This is a genomic window from Dactylosporangium sp. CA-092794 (assembly GCF_050948465.1).
In the GTDB taxonomy this organism is placed as follows: domain Bacteria; phylum Actinomycetota; class Actinomycetes; order Mycobacteriales; family Micromonosporaceae; genus Dactylosporangium.
On record NZ_CP192044.1, the window covers coordinates 3,416,604 to 3,435,774 of the forward strand.

Annotated in this window: 13 protein-coding genes and 1 pseudogene; 6 read left to right on the top strand and 8 right to left on the bottom strand. The window is 70.3% G+C overall.

Annotated elements, in window-relative coordinates; translation table 11 throughout:
* Window positions 1–129 precede the first annotated feature (129 nt).
* Window positions 130–297 (bottom strand): DUF6131 family protein, encoded by a 168-nt coding sequence (locus ACQPXD_RS14890; RefSeq protein WP_432838741.1) that lies wholly within the window; start codon window positions 295–297, stop codon window positions 130–132.
* Window positions 298–476: 179 nt separating this feature from the next.
* Here ACQPXD_RS14890 and ACQPXD_RS14895 point away from each other — a divergent pair, with 179 nt between their 5' ends.
* Window positions 477–614, top strand: a complete 138-nt coding sequence (locus tag ACQPXD_RS14895) for a hypothetical protein (protein ID WP_432838743.1) — start codon at window positions 477–479, stop codon at window positions 612–614.
* 398 nt (window positions 615–1,012) lie between these two features.
* On the opposite strand, the gene ACQPXD_RS14900 is transcribed toward ACQPXD_RS14895, so the two are convergent.
* Entirely contained in the window at window positions 1,013–1,414 is a 402-nt protein-coding gene (locus ACQPXD_RS14900; RefSeq protein WP_432838745.1) for an STAS domain-containing protein, read from the bottom strand.
* A gap of 1,047 nt (window positions 1,415–2,461) precedes the next feature.
* Between ACQPXD_RS14900 and ACQPXD_RS14905 the strand changes: the two genes are divergently transcribed.
* Entirely contained in the window at window positions 2,462–4,102 is a 1,641-nt protein-coding gene (locus ACQPXD_RS14905; RefSeq protein WP_432838746.1) for a diguanylate cyclase domain-containing protein, read from the top strand.
* Window positions 4,103–4,810: 708 nt separating this feature from the next.
* Here ACQPXD_RS14905 and ACQPXD_RS14910 read toward each other — a convergent pair.
* The 3 genes from ACQPXD_RS14910 to ACQPXD_RS14920 form a co-directional block, all read right to left on the bottom strand.
* A complete protein-coding gene (locus ACQPXD_RS14910; RefSeq protein ID WP_432838748.1) occupies window positions 4,811–6,349 on the bottom strand; it encodes a methyl-accepting chemotaxis protein in 1,539 nt (512 codons plus the stop codon).
* Window positions 6,350–6,656: 307 nt separating this feature from the next.
* Window positions 6,657–6,860 (bottom strand): hypothetical protein, encoded by a 204-nt coding sequence (locus ACQPXD_RS14915; protein WP_432838750.1) that lies wholly within the window; start codon window positions 6,858–6,860, stop codon window positions 6,657–6,659.
* 95 nt (window positions 6,861–6,955) lie between these two features.
* Window positions 6,956–7,156 carry a hypothetical protein gene (locus ACQPXD_RS14920; RefSeq protein ID WP_432838752.1) on the bottom strand — a complete coding sequence of 67 codons (201 nt, stop codon included), beginning with the start codon at window positions 7,154–7,156 and terminating at the stop codon, window positions 6,956–6,958.
* 776 nt (window positions 7,157–7,932) lie between these two features.
* Here ACQPXD_RS14920 and ACQPXD_RS14925 point away from each other — a divergent pair.
* The 4 genes from ACQPXD_RS14925 to ACQPXD_RS14940 all read left to right on the top strand — a co-directional run bounded on the left by ACQPXD_RS14925 (window position 7,933) and on the right by ACQPXD_RS14940 (window position 15,005).
* Window positions 7,933–8,985, top strand: coding sequence for a methyl-accepting chemotaxis protein (locus ACQPXD_RS14925; protein ID WP_432838754.1), 1,053 nt, complete (start codon window positions 7,933–7,935; stop codon window positions 8,983–8,985).
* A 2,008-nt stretch (window positions 8,986–10,993) separates the two neighbouring features.
* Window positions 10,994–12,127: an acyltransferase family protein gene (locus ACQPXD_RS14930; protein ID WP_432838756.1), complete on the top strand. Its 1,134-nt coding sequence runs from the start codon at window positions 10,994–10,996 to the stop codon at window positions 12,125–12,127.
* A 353-nt stretch (window positions 12,128–12,480) separates the two neighbouring features.
* Window positions 12,481–12,876 (top strand): STAS domain-containing protein, encoded by a 396-nt coding sequence (locus ACQPXD_RS14935; protein ID WP_432838758.1) that lies wholly within the window; start codon window positions 12,481–12,483, stop codon window positions 12,874–12,876.
* Complete coding sequence (locus ACQPXD_RS14940; RefSeq protein ID WP_432838760.1) at window positions 12,873–15,005, top strand: hypothetical protein; 2,133 nt, start codon at window positions 12,873–12,875, stop codon at window positions 15,003–15,005. The genes ACQPXD_RS14935 and ACQPXD_RS14940 overlap by 4 nt, the downstream gene beginning before the upstream one ends.
* Window positions 15,006–15,256: 251 nt before the next feature.
* Here the strand turns inward: ACQPXD_RS14940 and ACQPXD_RS14945 are convergent, their stop codons facing one another.
* From ACQPXD_RS14945 to ACQPXD_RS14955, 3 genes and pseudogenes are all read right to left on the bottom strand, one after another.
* Window positions 15,257–15,502 (bottom strand): hypothetical protein, encoded by a 246-nt coding sequence (locus tag ACQPXD_RS14945; protein WP_432838762.1) that lies wholly within the window; start codon window positions 15,500–15,502, stop codon window positions 15,257–15,259.
* A 515-nt stretch (window positions 15,503–16,017) separates the two neighbouring features.
* Entirely contained in the window at window positions 16,018–16,434 is a 417-nt protein-coding gene (locus ACQPXD_RS14950; protein ID WP_432838764.1) for a hypothetical protein, read from the bottom strand.
* An 862-nt stretch (window positions 16,435–17,296) separates the two neighbouring features.
* Window positions 17,297–18,678: pseudogene (locus tag ACQPXD_RS14955) on the bottom strand (IS1380 family transposase); the annotation flags it as partial.
* Between the last annotated feature and the right edge of the window lie 493 nt (window positions 18,679–19,171).

A 19,171-nucleotide genomic window follows, 5' to 3' on the forward strand; every position in this document is an offset into this window, starting at 1 on the left:
CACACCTGCGCGTGACAGCCCGGGCCATTTGACCAGCGTCGTGCACCATGGACCAACAACACGGTGGTTGCTGAGCGGGCTTCGACTATCACCGTCGCGGCGGTCGGCGCCGATCCGGGCGCTCGTCCGCTACCAGTAGTGTCGTCGTCCGGCGACGGGCCGGCCGAGCGAGCCGAGGATGAACAGCACCGCGCCGATCACGATGAGGATCACGCCGATGGTGGTGAGGATCGTGATGTGGAGGAACAAACCGAGTACTAACAGGATCACACCGAGGATGAACATCGCCGCCTCCACTCAGCTCAGCGTGAGCCGTGGCACTACCCTGCTGGCTGGTAACCAACCCTTGGAGCCGCGACGCATCGTGGTTCACAGCTGCCGCTCCGGGCACCGATGAGTTCCCAGGGCAAAGCTCAGCGCACGGCCGAACAGCCCAAGGGCGCGGGCAGGGAGCACAGTAGCGAACCTGACCAATAATGAGCGCCTGCAGGCCGAAGGCCCGGCCGGAGCAGGGCTCCGCCAGGACCAAACAGGCTGGAGACAAGGCGAAGGACGCGGCCGACAACGTCAAGGACGCCCTGAGCTGCGCCGGCAACGACGTGGGTTGCGTGTAGCGCGATGCCACAGGTGCCGCATACGCACAACGTCATCTTGACGTCGGCCTCGCCTCGCCGCATTGCCATGTCGTACGAGCCGCGCCCGGGGGAATGCTTACCGTCGGAACGTATTCGGGGCGGACACCAATGCGTCCACCATCTTCGCTGCTTGCGCCGACCGCTTCGGTGAGGGGCCGTGCGGCCTGCGGGGCGCGGTCTGCCCTTGCGCGGGGCCGAGGGCGTCTATCATCGCTGACCGCCTGCACTCGCAGCGTGGTCCGCCGGCGGTGCCTCGCTGCCAGCGGCATCTCGTGCGCGCCGCCGCCCGTGAGGCGGGCGTGCCGGGCCGGGGACAGGCGGATCATCCTGGCCCTCACACCGGAAGCCGCCGACCGTCGCATCCGCGCTGTTCCGGTTCATCGCTGTTCCCCGGGCTCGGTGTGGTCGAGACCTGTGTGGAGCCGCAGCGCGTCGCCCGCGCTACGGTATACGGTGACCGCGGGCGAGGACAGGGCCAGCATTGCCGCTGACACCGCCGCCGACGGGGCGGCGACGCGCAGGAACCCGCCGCGGTCGCGGGCCACCTGTCCCGCCGCGTGCAGCATGGTCGCGGCGGTGGCGTCCATCTCGGTCACGCGTTGCACCTCCAGCACGATGCGGGGTGGCTGGCGGCTCAGGGCCCGTGCCAGGTGCTCCTGGACGTGCAGTGCGGTCAGTGCCACGAACCGGCCTGCGAGGTGAATGAGGACGAAGCTGGCGTGCTGCTCGTGGTGTATCCGTAGCCGTGGTACCACCGGGCCGCTGGTCGTGTCGGTCATGTCGGCCGTGCCTGACTGCGGGCGGTGGTCGCGGTTGCGGGTACTGCGGGCCCGCGCCGATGCCGAGCAGCGAGGCGGAGGGCGGTATCAGGGTTTCGTCGTCGCTGAGCGCGGATCACCAGGTCGCCTGGCTGCCTGGTCGGCTGGCTGTTCGCGGCACTCGCTACGCCAGACCTGCGGTGACGCTGCGGCAGTAACGCGGCACGCGCGCAGGCGGGAGACCGTGCGGCAGGGCATTGACGTGGCCACGGTCTTGGACGGCCGGGCTGGCGTGGGCCTCGGGCGGCCGAGGATGGCAGGAGATCGACGCTCCACATGCAGGAGATGGTGGCATGTGGCGCTGGCCTTTGTCGCCGCCGGTTTGGCCTCGGCCGCGGGGATGTCGTGATCGGCAGCACGACGCTCGGGCTGCGGGCGGGTAGGCCGGCTGGGACACCCGGGGGCCGGGGCGCGTGCCGGCCTTCGCCAAGCGGTAGCGTCAGCGATGTATCGGCTCGACCTGGTCAGGGCAGGCGATAGCCTGGGTCGTCGGCCGCTTGCTGCGGCAGTTGGCGAAGTCGCGCCGTTCATCGTCACTGAGCGCGCTGACCCCCTTGCCCGGAGTGCCTGGACGATCAGTCATTCCCGGTCCCGCAGGGTGGACCTGCGCGCTGGGGATGCCCGGCGAGGTGACGTGGCGGGTCGGGACGGAGCCGGCAGGCGAGTTCGCTGCAGTGCGCACATCCGGGTCGGCGTGCGGTATGCCACGTTTACGCGACCTGACCCGAGACCGAGATCGGTGTCCGCCGTATCTGGGGGCGGATGGAAGACCGGTATCCATTGGGGGAAGATGCTGGTCTTGCGTTGACGACACCCGGCGAGCGGCGAGTTACGCACGGGGCGGCACCGGTCGCGCGTGAGCTGGGAAGCCCGCAGGCTGTAGGCATCTTGGTCGCGCATCGGCGGCGCAAAAGGCTGGATTTCTCGGGCGGGTGTGCCGATCGGTGGGCTGTGCGATGGTGGCGCGTGCTGTCGGCGTGCCGGCGGCTGGTGTGGCGGGGCGGGCTGGTGGCTGCGGTGCTGGTGCTTGGGATGGGGCTGGCGGTGTCCGCGGCGGCGGTCGTTGACCGTGACCAGCAGCGGTACGTGGCGCAGGTGATGGACCGCTACACCGCCGATGTCGCTGTGGCGGTAGCGGACGAGGTGGCGGTGTACCGGGACACTCTGGCGGATCTGGCGGCTTCCCTAGGTGCGGAGACGGACCCGACGGTGGCCTACTTCGGCGCGGTCACGTCGGGATTGAACCGGGATCGGCTCCCGGCGGCGACTGGGGTCGGGTTCGTGGTGCCGGCCACCGGCGATGCCGTCGCGGGTCTGGAACAGACGTGGCGAGGCCGTGGTGCCGCCGGGTTAGTGCTGTCCCCGGCGGGCTCGGCGACGGAGCACGCGTTTGTGGTGGTGGACCGGGTCTTCGACGGCGGCGGGTCGGGCGCCGGCCGGGATGTCAGCGCCGCCGGCGAGCCGGCCGAGGCGCTGCGGGTGGCGCGGGACACCGGTGCGTTCGCGGTGTCGCGTAGTTTTGTGCTGCTGCGGGACTGGGGACTGCCGCCGCAGCAGCGGCAGTGGTCGTTCCTGTTCGTGCAGCCCGTCTACAACGGCGTCGCCGGGCGGGCGGACGTCGGGCAGTTTCGTGGCTGGGTGGTGCTGGGGGTGCGGGGCACGGACTTTATGCAGGACGTGCTGCGGCTTGAGGCGCACGACGCGGTGCAGGTGACGCTGACCGAGCCGTCGATCGGCGGCGGCCGCGTGGTGGCATCGGTGGCTGCCGCGAGTGCCCTGTCCAGGTCTCGGCTGTTGAGCCGTCGACAGCTGGTGCCGGTGGGGCAGCGGACGTGGGAGTTGTCGCTCACCCCGACCGCGCGGCTGTTGAGCACCAACGACCGGCGCATCGCCTGGTTCACCCTGTACGGGGGGCTGCTGGTGACGCTGCTGCTGGCGGCGTTGGTGGCTACCCTGGCTGGGGCCCGGGACCGGGCCGTCGCCCAGGTCCAGGCGGCGACGGCGGCGCTGCGTGACGACATCGCCCGCCGGGAGTCGGTGGAAGAGCGGCTGCGGCGCAGCGAAGCCGAACTGCAGCAGCTGGCTCTGCATGATCCGCTGACCGGGCTGGGCAACCGGCTGCTGTTTTACCAGCGTGTCGAACGCGCGCTGGAGACGCACGGGCCGCAGCACGAGCGGTTCGCGGTGCTGTTCGTAGACCTGGACGGCTTCAAACAGGTCAACGACGGCCTTGGGCACCACGCCGGCGACACTCTGCTGCGGGAGGTCGCCACGCGGCTGCGGGCGTGCACGCGCGCTGCGGACACGATCGCCCGGCTCGGCGGCGACGAATTCGCGATCCTCATCGAACACATCACCGACGTGCAGCAGGCCCGGCAGGCCGCCGACCGCATCGTGCGCACGGTCGCGGCGCCCTGCCTCATCCCGGTGGAACACCGGCCGGGCCGAGCCGGCGACGGCACGGCGCACACCACGGAGATGCCAGTGGTAGTGTCGGCCAGCGTCGGAATCGCCATCAGCGGCGACGGCCGAGATGCTGACGACATCCTGCGCCACGCCGATACCGCCATGTACCAGGCGAAACGCGCAGGCAAAGGCCGCTACGCCCTGGCCAGCAGGCACCGGAGCCGCGACCTCCCGGCTACGTAGTGCAGCGACAGCAGCAGCGCCTCCACCGACGACCGGGCGCCCCAACCGCACACCACCGAACTGGTCGAACCGCCGACGCCAGCCACCCATGACCTCGGTGTGGACAACGCCACCCACAAGCCGCCGGCGACGCCTTGGCCGAACCCGACGGCCCGCGACCCGAAGGTGGTCGCTGTCGACGGCGAGCTACCAGCCGTCTACCGTCTCGCGTCGGCTGTCGGTCGTGGCCGGGTTCTACCGGGTCTGTGTCATCGACGCCATCCTGCCGCACTCGCCAGCCGACTACGTCCGACATCCCACCGTCCCGGCCGAGTCGCCCACGCTCGGGTTGGGACACCTGCAGGTCGAAGGGCTGATCACCACAGCCCGGCTGTCGACCCAACATCAACGACTTCGCCCTGATCGCACCACTAAGCCTGCTCGGCCTGCGGATCTTCGAAGCCTGCGGATCGAATATCGCCGATCTCGGCGAGGAACACGGCCACCGCGTCCGATGGCAGCGGGCCGCCTGACCGGTCCCTGGTGTGCGCGGGCCGGCCGTCGGACCAGGACGGCCGGCCCGATTGGCCTGCCTCGGCGGACCTGGGTGTGGCGTAGGGGGTTGCGGTTCTGCTGCGGGGTGGGGCTTTCAGGTGGCCGGTGGAGTAGTGGCGGCGCGCCGATGTTTGGCCTGTCGGCGTTCCGCCGAAGCAGGTTTGTGGCTGCGGTTCAGGTGTTGAACTGCCCGACCAGCCCGCGTAGCTCGGTGGCCATGCCGTTGAGCTCGTCGACCTGGGTCCGCGCGTCGAGCACCGCGTCGGCCGTCGCGGCGGCGGCTGTGGCCACCGTCGCGACCCGGGCCGAGATCCCGTCAACGCCGGCGGCGGCGGTCGACACGCTGCGGGTGATCTCGCTCGTGGTGGCCGTTTGCTCCTCCACCGCCGACGCGATCGTCGTCTGGTGCTCGTTGATCTTCTCGATCACATCGGTGATTGCCTCGATCGCGCTCGTCGCGTTGCTGGTGTCGGACTGGATCGTCTCCACCTTGCCGGAGATGTCGGTGGTCGCGGTGGCCGTCTCCAGCGCCAGCTCCTTGACCTCCCCGGCGACCACCGCGAAGCCCTTGCCGGCGTCGCCGGCCCGTGCCGCCTCGATGGTCGCGTTGAGCGCGAGCAGATTCGTCTGCTCGGCGATCGAACGGATTACCGCCAGAACCTGACCGATCTGCTGGCCGGACTCGCCGAGGGTCGTCATGGTTGCCCGGGTGGTTCCGGCCGAGCGTACCGCGCCGGCGGCGACGTGCGCCGCTTCCTGGGCGCTGCGGGCGATGTCGCTGATCGACGCGTTCATCTGCTCGGCCGCGGCGGCCAGCGTCTGGATCGAACGAGCGACCTCCTCGGACGCGTTCGACACCGTGGTGGCGTTGCCGGCCGAGCGGTCGGCGATGTCGGCCAGTTGTTGGGTCGTGCCGTGCAGCCGCTGCGCCGCGCCGGCCACGCCACCGGCGGTGCGGGTCACTCCGGCGACCGTGCCGCGCAGCGCCTCGACGGTGGTGTTGAGCGCGGTTCCCAACTCGGCGATCTCGTCGTGCCCGGCGACGTGCGCACGGGTGGTCAGGTCACCGCGGGCGACCGCGCCCATCGCGTCCACGACCCGGTGCAGCCGCCGGGTCATGCCCCGGACCAGCACCGCGCTCAACCCGCCGGTCAGCGCGATCGCGGCCACGATCGCCACGGCCGTCCAGATCCGGCGGCTGCGGTTGAGCGCGTCGGCCGACGCCAGGCTGGCCGCGGCATGGGCGCGTTCGGTGTCCAGCAGCCGGACCAGCAGTTCGTCGGCCTCGTTCGCGAACGGCACAGCCTTGGTCCGCTCACGGTTGTAGGAGTCCCAGTCGTCGTTGACGCCGTAGGGCATCAGTGAGCGACCGACGTCGAGGTAGCTGTGCCATGCCTGCACCATCCGGTCCAGGGCGGCCGGGTCGGCGCTGGTCGTTCGGTACGCGGCCACGTCGGTGTCGAACGCCGTGGCGGCCTTGTCGAAATTGGCCTGCTGGGCGGACATCCCGTCGGCGGTGTTGGCCACCACGTAGTTCAGCAGCGCGATCCGGCTGTCCTTCATATCGGCCCGCACCTGGTCGAGACGCTGGGTCGGCACCACGTTGTAGCGGTACATCTGCTCGGTCCGGGCGTTGAGCGTGCCGATCGTGGCCAGTCCCAGCACCCCGATGCCGGCCGCCGCGAGCAGCGCCAGCGCCACCACGCCGTACACCCGGGTTCCCAGACGCCGCCAGACCCTCACCCGCGACCGGGCGGAAGGCGAAGCACCCGACCAAACCTGCATGACCGCTCCCTGCTGCCGGACGCCACCACAACCGACATCGACACCCGGCCAGCAAAGGTGAGGAATCCGCCGGTGGGGCCGGCAACACATGGCCCGCAGACTCGGTGCGGGGAGCGACCGGACGGGCGAAGATGGCAGGTCGAGCATGGGGGAGCTCAGACATTGACCGCGCAGTCCAGCGCCAGGTCCAGCACGGCGTCGCGGACTGAGAGTTCCTCGCGTGCATCGAAGGCGATCACGGAGACCCGGTCGGCGACGGCGACGGCCCAGCGTACCGTCTCCGATCGCTGGCCAGGCGGCCGTTGAAGGCGTTCACCGCGACGACGAACGGCAGGCCCAGGCGCTCGAAGTAGTCGACCGCGGGGTAGCAGTCATCCAGGCGGGCGCTGTCGAGGATGACGAGCGCGCCGAGGGCGCCGGCGGACAGGTCGTCCCACATGAAGCCGAATCGGGCTCGTCCAGCGGGACCGAACAAATAGAGCTTCAGGGTTCAATCGATCGTGACGCAGCCGAAGCCCATGGCCACCGTGGCGGTCACCTTGTCGAGCCGGGGCCGGGGTCGTCGATGCCGACCGCGGCCGAGGTCATCTCGGCCTCCGCGGTCAGGGGCGGGATTTCGGACATCGCGCCTACGGCGGTGGTCTTGCCGACGCCGAAGCCACCGGCGATGACGATCTCGACGGGAATCGGGGCCGGGGATGGCCTGCAGCTGGGTCGGCATGCTCGAAGAGTCATCTCGTATGCCACCGTGCCCAGGTTGGCGGACCGGCTCGCCGCGTGGAGGATGGGCCGCTCGGATGTGCCCGGATCGCGCAGTATGGCACGCCCGGTACTCGCCGGGTCAGGTTCCGCGCGGCGTGGCGGGTCGCGGTGGGACCTCGACGGTGACATCTTGCTGCGGCCGGCCCACGCCGGCCTCGACCAGTGCCTGCGCGCCGCTCGGGTCGGCGTCGGACACGTGGGGTGCGGTCCGTCCCGCCCGGGTCTCGATCGGCGGCTGCGTGCCGGGAATGCGCCGGCGCAGCGCCGGGCCTTCCAGGACGGGGCAGCTCGGTGGTTGCCGCGTCCGCCGTCATCTCGGGGCGGGGCGAACGCGTTCCACGGCCGGCGCCCGTCGATCAAGCGGGTGGCCCGGGCCGTCGCCGCGATGTTGACCACCGCGCGACGACGGTTGTCCACCGTGTGCGGTAGCCGTGGTGTCGAACATCTCATCTCCCGCAGGAGCACCACAGTCGCGGTGACCCCGCCCCGGCCGTCTCGCTCAAGGCCACCCGCAGGTGCTCGGCCTGCGCGTGGTCGGCCGGCTGTCCCGCCGATACGAGAGTGTCCCCAATGCAGTCCGCCGTGGTACGTGCAGCCCGCTGCCGGACCCGTTGGTGGGTATGAGCCGGACTCCAGTGCCTGCGACCGGGTGGACCGATCGGGCGGTTGCGGAATTCCGCATCACCGACACCTGGCGAGTCGGTGGCGGGAATACTGCGGCTATCTGCTGCGCAGGCGAGGGGATTGTGATGGCGTTCTCGTCCAAGGTCGACCAGGTGGCGACGGCCGGCACCACACCGCCGGAGGTCGACGCGGGTGTGGTGTTGGGTGATCTGCGGCTGGCGCAGGCCGTTCTGGACGCGCTGCAGGCGAACGTGTTCGTCGCCGATCCACAGCTGAACCTGGTGTACATGAACCCGAAGGCGAGCCAAACCATGCGGATGCTCACCCCGGAGGTGCAGCGGGTGTTCAACATCGGGTTCACCCAGGTGCTGGGCGGCAGCATCCATCGGTTCCACAAGGACCCACGCCGAGTCGAGCAGATCTTGCGGGATCCAGCGGCGCTACCGCACGATGCGGCCTTCACCTTCGGGACGGTGACCCTGGACACGCACATCAACCGGATCGTCGGCGCGGACGGGCAGACCGCCGGATATGTGGTGGCGTGGGAGGACATCTCGGAAAAGAAGGCCTCGGACGAACGGGCCCGGGCCCTGTCGGGCCGGCTGAACGAGATCCAGGAGGTGTCGGCGGCGTTGCAGGCCGTAGCCAGCGCGACGGAGCAGATGGCGGCCAGTTCGAACGAGATCGCCCGCAACGCCGCGCAGGCCAATGACACGGTCACGTCAGCGGTGACGGTCGTCAACGTCGCCGATCAGACGATGGCGCGGCTGTCGGCGGCGTCGGTGCAGATCAGTGACATCGTGCAGACGATCAGCTCGGTGGCCAAGCAGACGAACCTGCTGGCGCTCAACGCGACGATCGAGGCAGCACGCGCCGGTGAGCTGGGTAAAGGGTTCGCCGTGGTGGCGGGGGAGGTCAAGGAGCTGTCGAAACAGACCACGGCCGCCACTGAGGACATCAACGCGATGATTGCCGGAGTGCAGCATCTCAGTGCCGCGGCGGCCGAGGCAATCACCAAGCTGGCGGAGGTGATCGATCAAGTCAACCAGAACCAGGCCTCGATCACATCAGCCGTCGAGGAACAGACCGCCACAACTGCGGAGATCTCCGGCAACATTGGCAGCGCCGCACGCCGGGCCGAAGAGATCGCCGGCTTCGTCACGGCCCACACAGTCTGAACATCATTACCGTACCGAAACCGATGGTGCCATCGACGGGAGCGGAGTGTTTCGTGGGATGGGCGGCGGTGGACCTTCGGGGTTGACCGCGCGGTCGTGGCACGGTGGCTGGTGTTCGCGCGGGGCTGCCGAGGACGCCGATCGGCACAGGCCATGTTTGCGGCGCACTCGGGGCGGGCCGTGGTTGCGGTAGCCCGCTGCGCGGGCGGCCGAGCGGCTGACGCCCGGGTCAGGATGGACGACATCGATGAGTCGTTCGGCAGATTGTGGTTGTGGGCGCGGACGAGGCATCGTTCGCCGACGATGCGGAGCTGATGCTGTTGACGGCCCAGCCGCGTGCCGGCGGCAGCGCATTCAGTGCAGTGGTCCTGCTCGGCGCGCACGATCACCACCACGGCGACCACGATCCCCGCCCAGCGAGGCGGAGCAACTGGCCGTACCCACCGAGACAGCGCACCAAGCCGCACCCGGTCAACGCTAACCCGATCCCGATATCGCCCGGCAGCCTCATAACCAACACCGGTGCTGGGCTGTGCCGCGGACGGGGGCCTGCGCTCGAATCACGACGTGACGGCCGGGTTGGTGATCTGGCCCGCAGACGGTGACCAAGTTAAGTAAGCGGTTCCTACAGCGGCGACTCGAAGACCTAACTGATGAGCAGCGGCCCGGCGCGTCCCGGAAGATCACCGACGAGCAGATCGAGGATGTGTTCGTGCAGAAGCCGCCTCGGCCAACGCCACGCACTGGTCGCGGACGTCGATGGCCGAGCATCGGGGTTGTCGAAGTCCACGGTCGGGCGGGTGTGGAAGGCGTTCGGGCTCAAGCCGCGCCTGGTCGAGCTCGGTCGGGCTGATGTGCGTTGACGTGACCGCTCACATGGCGATTCTCCAGCCGGCCCGCCGAGTAACGTAGGCCGCCGGCGAGGTGCCCGTAGTGCCGGGTCCTTTTCCCTCGACCCCTTCCCGAGCCGTGCTGATCACGTGCGCGACACACGGTTCACCAACGATCGCTGCCGGGTGGCGGGTGTTGATGCGGCCTGTGTGGGTGTCCTCGTGGCAGCCGCGGCAGATGATCAAGCTGTTGCGGCGCCGTTTGGCCGAGGTGAGCCCAGGAGGGCCTGTCGGGCCGGTCGGGCCGGTCGTGACGGTTGAGATCTAGGGCCCATCTCCGCGGCCGCCCACGCCCGTTTCTGCCGACGGTAATGGCTCCATCGTCGCCAACTACGCGTCGGTCAGGTCACGGTGCCTCGCTGCCGCTACGCTCGGCAAGAGGTCTCCGGTCTGGTATTCGGTTTGCTTGGTCATCACACCAGCTACCGGAGACCTCTTGAATAATCGATTACCGCCATGCCGAACCGAGCCGCCCCTTCGAGGCATCGCCAAGGCGAGCACCACAGCCTGGACGCGGGCGCACGTGCCGATCTTTCGTCAGCCAGGTCTGCGCCCATGAGCTGCCGCAGCTCGTACCGGTCGAGCACGGCCACGCAGCGCGCCGCTGTTCGACTTGGAGTAGGTCCGCTTCGACGCCGGTCAGGTGCGCCACCGTCATCAGCAGGGCGGGCACGTCGGCGTCACGAAGATACTGACGCACCCGCGCGTCATCAGCATGGAGCGTCATCATCGGACATCTTCCGGTCGGGACCGGCACACAGACCACCGGCGAGCCGTCGTCCGCGCGCGAAGCCGCCTGTGCCGATCCAACGACGGAAGAAACAGCGCTCGAGCCCCCGATGTACCAGCAGGCTAACATGCAGCCATGCCCGCCACGGCCGGTTGACGAAGACAGCCAACACGGGCTGCGACACCCCCAACGGCACGACCGAGACCAGCCGTGGCGGATGAGCGCGTGGCCGAACTGCGGCATCACCCGCTGGCGGCCGCGGCTGGCCGGGTCGGTGACCTGCACCGCAGCGGGCCGCGTTGCGGGCGAGCTGTCCCAGCGGGGTGAGCGGTGGGTAGCCGTTGGCGAAATCGTCCGGCGGGCCGCTGTGCGCTGCCATGATGCGCGGATGACGCAGGCCACGGGTCGTGACCGCTACCTCGATGTACTGCGCGCGGTTGCCATTGTCCGGGTCGTGACCTTCCACATGTTCGCGATCCCGTGGCTGAGCTGGCTCCCGGCGATGGGTGTGATGTTCGCGCTGGGCGGTTCGCTCATGGCGGCATCAATGCAGCGTTCCGCCGTCCGGGCGGTCGGCGGCCGGATCCGGCGGCTGCTGCCGGCGCTGTGGGTGATGGGCCTGATCGTGGTACCGGCAATGTTCCGGCACGGCTGGACCGCCGGCGACGACGGCCGTGACCGCGCCACCCTGGTGTTCTGGCTGGTGCCGCTGGCCCAGCCGCCCGGCAACGCGTGGGCCGCTGACGTGACGGTGGTGCTGTGGTACCTGGCGACCTACCTGTGGCTGGTCGTGCTGTCCCCAGTGGCATGGTGGATGTTCCGCCGCCGGCCGCTGCTCACCGTGCTGCTGCCCCTGGCGCTGCTGCCGCTGGTTGAGCACGGGCTGTCATACGGCGGCTGGCAGCTGGACTTCTTCGCGCTGAACAACCGCGCCGCCACCGTGATGCTCCACGTCGCCACCTTCGGCGCCTGCTGGTGCACGGGCTTCGCTCACCGCACCGGGGCCCTGCACCGCATGCGCCTGCCGGTACTGCTCAGCGCGGCCGCCGTCTGCATCGCGGCTGGAGCGGCCCGGGCGCTGATCCCCAACGGCGTGGCAGGCGCCGCTGACCTCGACGACATCCCGGCCGGCGAAGCGCTGTACTCGCTGGGTTTCGTCGTGCTGCTGCTGCGCGCCGCCCCGGCAATGTCCTGGCTGCGCCGCGCCCGCCCGCTGGACGCGCTGGTGACACTGATCAACGCCCGGGCCGTCACCGTGTACCTGTGGCACAACGCCGCCATCGCCGTGTGCTTCCCGATCGGCGACCGGCTCCATGCCTGGCGGGCAGGCCAGTTCGGCTACTTCGCTGTGGCGCTGGCCCTGCTCGCCGCAGTCGCCGTGGTGCTCGGCTGGGTCGAGGACCTGGCCGCGAAACGCCGGCCGGTGTTGTTCCCGACCGGCCATACCCGCACCTCGCAGCCCCCACACATCGCGACACCACCACCGCAGTCCCAGCAAGCCACCACCGGCGGCAACAGCTAGCACGAAACCCCGCCCAGCGGCAACTCGAGGGCGCAGCTGCCGTGGTTGCGGCCGCGCGGGTGTTGCGGCTTTGTCACAGTGTCTCCGCAGATTTGTCGTACTCCGCGCCAACAATGAGCGTTTGTCCAGGCTATCCGGGCGAATGGGTGTGGTGTGCGCAGCGACGACGAGCGGTGGTGTCCGCGGCAGTTGCCGCCCTACGACGGTGGTGCGCTGCGGCGCCTCCAGCAGTCCAGGCAGGCCGTTCGCCCACGGCTTGAGCTGGATGTTGCGGACCTCCTCGGTACGTGGTGCCGGCGCGGGCCAGTGGTACCCGTGACGGCGGCTGGCGCCCTACACCGGGGACGGCCGGCATGACCAACGAACAGCTGCGCAGCCCGGTCGTGTCCGGGCTGCAGGTCCACCGCGTCCGCCATCGGGGCTTCGTCCTCATCTACCTGGCCGGCCGGTTCGTGGCGCTGACCGCCCTGACGGTCGAGGAGCACCTGGCACGGGGGCTGAGCGGGCGGCTGCCGCGCATCGTCCTGGAGGCACAGCGAGTGACCGAGATGGACGTCACTGCGGCGACGATGCTGCACGTGGCGGGGCAGGTGGCCCGTGACCGCGGCGGGTTCCTGCGCGTGGCCGCCCCATCCGCGGCGGTGTCGGCGGCGCTGCGGAGCGTGTCGTCCACGGCGGTGAGCGTGTACCGCAGCGCCGGCGACGCGCTGCGGCTGCAGGCTGGCGGCGAGACCGGAGGGCGGCGGTGAGCCGGGGTGCCGCGGTGGCCCGGCGCCATCGGATGCTGGTCGGCGCTTTCCGGCCACAGCCGGCCGCTGGCCGGTGGCTGGGCGTGCTGCTCGCGCCCAGCGACCCGGCCGGACTGCTGCTGCTGGTGTTGCCGGTCTTGCCGGCGCTGGCCCTGACCGGCTGGCTGCTGACCGCGGTCCCGCTCGCCGTGCTGGGCGCGTTCCACTGGTGGACGGTGCTGCCGGCGGCCGTACTCGCCGCGGGGCTGCTGATCCGCTGGGCGCTGCCCCGGCTGCTGGTGCTGCCGGCCCGGCCCGCGCCCTGGTGGGCCCTCGGCGCGGTGGTGGCGGTCGCCGCCGGGTTCGCGGTGCTGGCCGTGCTGACCCACAGCCAGCAGGCGGTGCTGCACCGCGACGCCGGCACCTACGCGCAGATCGGGCTGTGGCTCAGCGGGCACCCCGGGCTGACCTCGCCGGTGCCGGCCGACGCGTACGGGTCCGCGAGCGACATGGTCGTCTACCACCATCCCGGCTTCTACGTCCAGAACGGCCGGATCGTGCCGCAGTTCATGACCGGCTGGCCGACGCTGCTGGCGGCCGGGTTCTGGGCCGCCGGCTGGCACGGCGCGTTCGCGCTGCCGGGGCTCGTCGGCGGCGCCGCGGTACTGGCCGTCGGCGGCCTGGCGGCCCGCCTGACCGGCCCGCGGTGGGCCCCGTTCGCGGCGCTGCTGCTGGCCCTGGCGTGGCCGATGCTGCGGGTCAGCCAGACCACCTACTCCGAGCCCCTGGCATGTCTGATGCTCGCCGGCGGCCTGTGCCTGCTCGCCGACGGCTGGACGACCGGCGCGCCGACATCGGCCCGGCGGGCCACCGGCGCCAGGCAGCGCAACACCGGCGTGCTGCTGGGGCTGGCCGGGCTCGTCCTGTCGGCCGGCGAACTGGTCCGGCTCGACATGGGCGTCGACTTCGCCCTCGTCCTGCCCGCGATCGGCTGGTGGTGGCTGCACCGCCGGCCCGGCCTCGGCTGGTTCCTGCTCGGCACCGCGGTCGGCGGCAGCCTCGGTTACCTCGACTGCCGGTACGTGACCCGGCCCTACGTCGACGTGAACTGGTCCTCCGCCCGGCTCATGATCGTCCTGCTGGCGGCGGTCGCCGCCGGCACCACGGGCGGAGCGCTGCTGCTGCGCCGCCGCCCGCTCCGGCTGAGCCCGGCCCGGCGCCGGCTGATCGCCGCCGCGGCGGTGGCGGCGATCACCGTAGCCGGCGTAGCCCTCGCGGCCCGCCCGCTGCTCTACGTGGACCACTCCATCACCGCACCGGCCACCATCGACTACGTCCAGACCCACCAGCAGGCACTCGGGCTGCCGCTCGACGGCACCCGCGGCTACACCGAGCACAGCCTGTCCTGGGTGTCGTGGTACCTCGGCTGGCCCGCCCTACTGCTGGCCTGGACCGGCATCATGCTCGCAGCCGCCGGCGCCGCCCGCGGCCGGGACTGGCGGCTGCTGCCGATCCTGCTCGTCTACGCCGGGTCCGGCGCGGCCACGCTCCTGCGCCCAGCCATCACCCCGGACCACCCGTGGGCCGACCGGCGGCTCGTGGTCGAGGTCCTCCCCGCCATCGCGCTCTTCGCCACCCTCGCCATCGCCCGCGCCACCCGCGCGTGGCTGGGCAGGCCCGCAGCCCGGGCCGTACGACTGCCGTGGCCAGCGTTGCGGGTACTGCCGCCACTGCTGCTCACGGCGGCCGCGGTGCTGCCCGCCGTACCCGTCTACGCACAGCTGGCGCCGCTGCGCACCGAACTGGGCGAGCCCCAGGCCACCGCCGCCGTATGCCGCGCCCTGCAGCCGAACGACTCGGTGATCCTCATGGACACCTGGTGGGAGCCGACCATCCGCAACCAGTGCGGCATCCCGGTCGCGACGCTGCTCGACCCCACCGTGCCCCGCATCCAGACCGTGGTCGCCGCGGTGCGTGCCACCGGCCGGGACCCCGTCCTGCTGGCCAGCACCACGATATTTCTCCTGCCCTACGGGCTGCCGCCACAACAGGTCGTGAACCACTGGGAACAGGAAGACCAGCACCAACTCCTCCAGCGGCCCAAGGGCACCACGTGGGAAAACCTGCAATGCTGGCTGGTACGCGCATAGCCTCCGCCCCAGGGCAGGCCTATCCACCACAGCCCCCGCTGGCTGATGAACAGCGGCCCGGCGTACGCGCAGCGCAGACCCGCTGCCGTCTGGCGCCGTCGATCGTCAAGGTCGTGACGTCGGCCCAGCGCGTGATGGCTGCACACCGCAGCCGGAGGTCCATCCGCTGCACACCGCCGGTGTGCCAGTCGCGGGTGTCGGCGTCGAAGCTGGACGCCAGTTGCGGTTTCCACCGCCAGTGGAGGTGTGCGTCACGGACCAGGCGGCCAGTCCCCGCCGTCGAGGAGCACCTCACCGACGACGGTGGACAACAGGGGCGGCGTGGCAGCGGCAACCACCGGGCATCCGACCGCGGCCAGCTGACCCGTTCTTCTAGCGGCGCGGATGATGTCCCACAGTTCGGTGCTGGCCGCGACCACCGGCTGGCCAGACGGGCAGCAGACCACCATTTCCCCGCCGTCCGGCGCCGCCGCGGGGGCGCAGGTGAAGTGCTGCACCCATCGTCATAGACCTCGCCGCACGGTTCGTCGAGCACGGCCGCGCCACCGGCCGCCCGGTACGCGCTGCCGAACGCCCGCCGGAGGCTGGGCTGGCCCTGGCCGACCCGTGAACCGGGCGGCGTCGGCGAGAGCCGCGTTGACACTGTTGATCGAGTCGATCGCCTTGACCAGTACCTGGCTCGGCACAATGAACTCGGCGAACCGTACTGTGACCTGGGGGTGGGCGTTGAGCAACGCCGTGAGCTTGTTGGCGCATAGGTCCCAGTCCTTCAAGGCGAGCCGCTCTTTGGTAGCCGGCCAGGAGGGTCCGGACTCGACCGATATCGCCGCGCCGCGGGACGCTGGTTGGTCGCGGTGATCAGACATTGCGGGGGACGGCCTTCCGCGACCGGTCTGCGGCTCGGGTCGTCCCACTGATCCAGTTCCTGCTTGACCGTACGGATTGCGCCAGCAGGGCCGTTCTCGAACAGATCGAGAGCGGCCCTTGGGCCCCGCGATGTCATGCAACGGTGTCAGTCACCAAGATAGACGGACCAACGTTCCGGCGGGCAGTTCCAGATGGCGCCTGGGCTTTGCTGTGCGCAGGCCTGGTAGGCGGAGAACTTGCCGACCCGGACGGAGGCTGTGTAGACAGGGTTGCCGTCGGGGCCGGCGTAGGCCGCCGCGACGTCCGACCAGTAAACGGGATCGCCGTATACAGCCCCAGGTCGGCACCCCGCTGACGTGCACTGCCTGAGCTTTACCCCGTAGTAGCCCGGAATCTGCGCCCGCACGTATCCGGACGGGTACCCGCCTGTGTACTCGACGCAGTACGCGACCGTGGGAAGACCCGGGTTGTAGCACTGCTGGTACCAGTCGTCGGCCTGTGCGGGTTTGCCGGCGAAGGCGATGACGCCGACCGCGGACAGGACGGCGAGGACACTCGCCACTGCGTGCTGCAGCCGCCTACCGATGCGTGTAGGGCGTGTTGTGAACATGGAGTCCCCGTTCTTCGAATTGCGTGAGCTTCGATATGGTCCCTTCGCGGCCTCCTGGCCATCGAGCAATGTCCAGACAATCGTGCTGGACTCTGCCCAAACCATCGGAGCCTGAGTAGCAGTGTGTCTTGACCGGCGGGCGTCTCTATTGACTGTCAACGACAACCGATTGACCGGCAGCGACAGGTGCTATTGGTCATGCGCGCCGTCGAGCCACAAAGCGGCGTCGACCATCCTCGGCCGTTCGCGCCGGACTCGCGCGGTACCTGGGCAAGGACAGCGGCGAACGCGCATCCGTCGGGTTTGTGGACCGCCCGGCCGTCCAGTTTCCGCAGATGGCGGGCGTTGCGCGGCTTGCGCGTTCCCGTGGCCGCAGTTGAACCCCTCGATTGACTCGGCCGCTTCATCGAGTCGGCGAAGGCGCATCCGCGCGGGTTGAAGCTGTCGGGTGGGGCCGGGGACGGCGAGCATGATGTGGTGACGCTCGGCGGCGGCGACGATGCGGTGGGGCCTGGTCTGGCCGGGCAGGCTGCCGAGGCCGGCCATCCACCCCGAAGCTGGAGGGCGCATGTCATCGGGCTCGGAGAAGAGGCCCGCCGGTGGCGCGACAGCGTGCCCGCGGTATTGGCCACGTTCGGCACATCCGAAGCGGTCGATGCGCTTGGCCTCGATCCACCGATTAGCCCGGGTGCGTGTGCCGCCCGGGTGATGTATCGATGTGTGCTGATTGAGATGGTCGGTGGGTGTGACGGACCCGCCGGGCGCTCCGGCGTGCTCCGCGCCGGTGGTCGGGCCCGAGGTGGGCGGTTGGTCCGGATCGGGCTGTAGCGGGTGGTGCGTGGACTCGGTCGAAGAGGGTCTGCCAGGGCTGCTGCCAGGGCCAGTGGGCGGGCAGGTGCAGGATGTGGCGGCGAGCGCAGCGGGCCAGCCGGGCCGGGATAGTGATCAGTTGCCGGCGGATGGTGGCGGCTCGGGCGGTGGCGTAGCGGGGGCCGGTCAGGCAGCCGGCAGCGCGCAGCAGGTTGTGGCTCATCGCGGCCAGGCCGAGCCAGGCGGCGTTGGCGGCGAACCGGCCCGAGGGCAGATGAGCGAGGGGTCCGTCGATAGGGTCGGCGAAGACTTGTTCGACGACGGCGTGACCGCGGTGGGTCAGGTCAGCGTCCACTGTGGATTCCGTGGTGTCGGTGAGGAAGGCGTGATACCGCCACAGCGGGAACAGTTCCTCCTGGCCTTCGGGGGCGGGGTTGCGTTCCTTGACCCGGCGAACGATCAGGCGGGCGGTGACCTTGTGGCGGTTGGACTCGAACGCGGTGTAGACCGTTTCGGCGACCTGGGCCTCGCAAGATCCAGCATCCGGTGTCCTCATCGTAGACGGCACCGGGGTCCACGCCTGCTCGTCGATGCCGGCGATCGCGGCGCGGAGCTTGGGGTTGGACTGCAGGGTGAGCGAGAAGTTCACCCCGGCCTTGCGGCAGGCGGTGGCCACCGGGCCGGAGCCGAACGCCGAGTCGGCGCGGACCAGGATCCGGCCGGGTGGCGCTGCACGTCCGCGCAGTGGCGATCGCTTGCGTGACAAGGGATGCCGTGCCGCGGGCGGAACCGGCGCTGCCGCCACGCAGCCAGGTCGCGGCGATCACCGGCGCCGCTGCGGCGGTGCTGATCGTGGCTACCAGCGGGGACAAGCCACGCAGTCGCACGCGGTAGCCGCCGACCTTGGCGTGGCCGAACGCTGCGCCCTGCTTGGCGTGGCCGTCGACCCGCCGCAGCAACGAATCCACGTCGACGTACGCCTGCCTAGCCGCGTCGGGCAGCAGCGGTGTGACCACGGCGAGGGCGGTCAGCAGGTCCCGGGCCACGGCCGCCAACTGCAGGGCATGGCCCCAGGTGAAGAACGCAGGAACGAACCCAGCGTCGAGGGCGCCTACACCCCCGTGAACAGCGTGGTCATCCCGCCGTGCCGCAACACGTCCAGGTCGTCGATGCTATCCGCGCCAGCAGCCATCCCGGCCACGACCGCGGCCGTCGTGGCGCCCGGGTTCGACCCCGTGGACAGGTCCGGACGCACCCGAGCCGGACCAGCCCGGCCAGATCGATCTGCTCGGCCAGGCCCATCACCGGAACCAGGCCGGCACACGACACTAGATTCGCCTCGTCGAACACCGCGTCCACCGCGCGGCGAGCATGCAACAATCCCACCTACGAGATGCCCTCTCGACCGGAGTGACGGAAGCCTAGAGAACTCCCATCCTTCCAGGTCAGAGGGCTTTTCCCATACCCTCTCATCTCACAACGTCGCCGTTGGTCGGTGGATCGGGGCTTAGCGCGAAGCGTCTCCGGAGCCTCGGTTCCTGCTGTACCGCCTCGCCCGCGGCCGCTTCGCCGCCGCCGAACGCTGGCGGCATCGGAACCCAGCGGACGTTGCGAAACTGCTCGAGGGCGCGGTACGCGGCGTGCCGGCCCTCGTCGCCCTGGCGGCGTTGTCGGTGCCCGTGGCGGTGCCTGCGGCTGTGTTGGCCGTGACGACCAGGCCGGGTGATCGGTATGCGGGACCTGTGCAGCGGAGAGCGGCCTGACCATGGTTCGTCGGGTGCATGCATTTGGGGCGGTTGGTCCGATGTAGCGCTGGTGGCGGCAATTGGCGGACGTCGGCCGGTTCCTGGAGAGTGTCTGTCGCGTCAGATCGCGCATA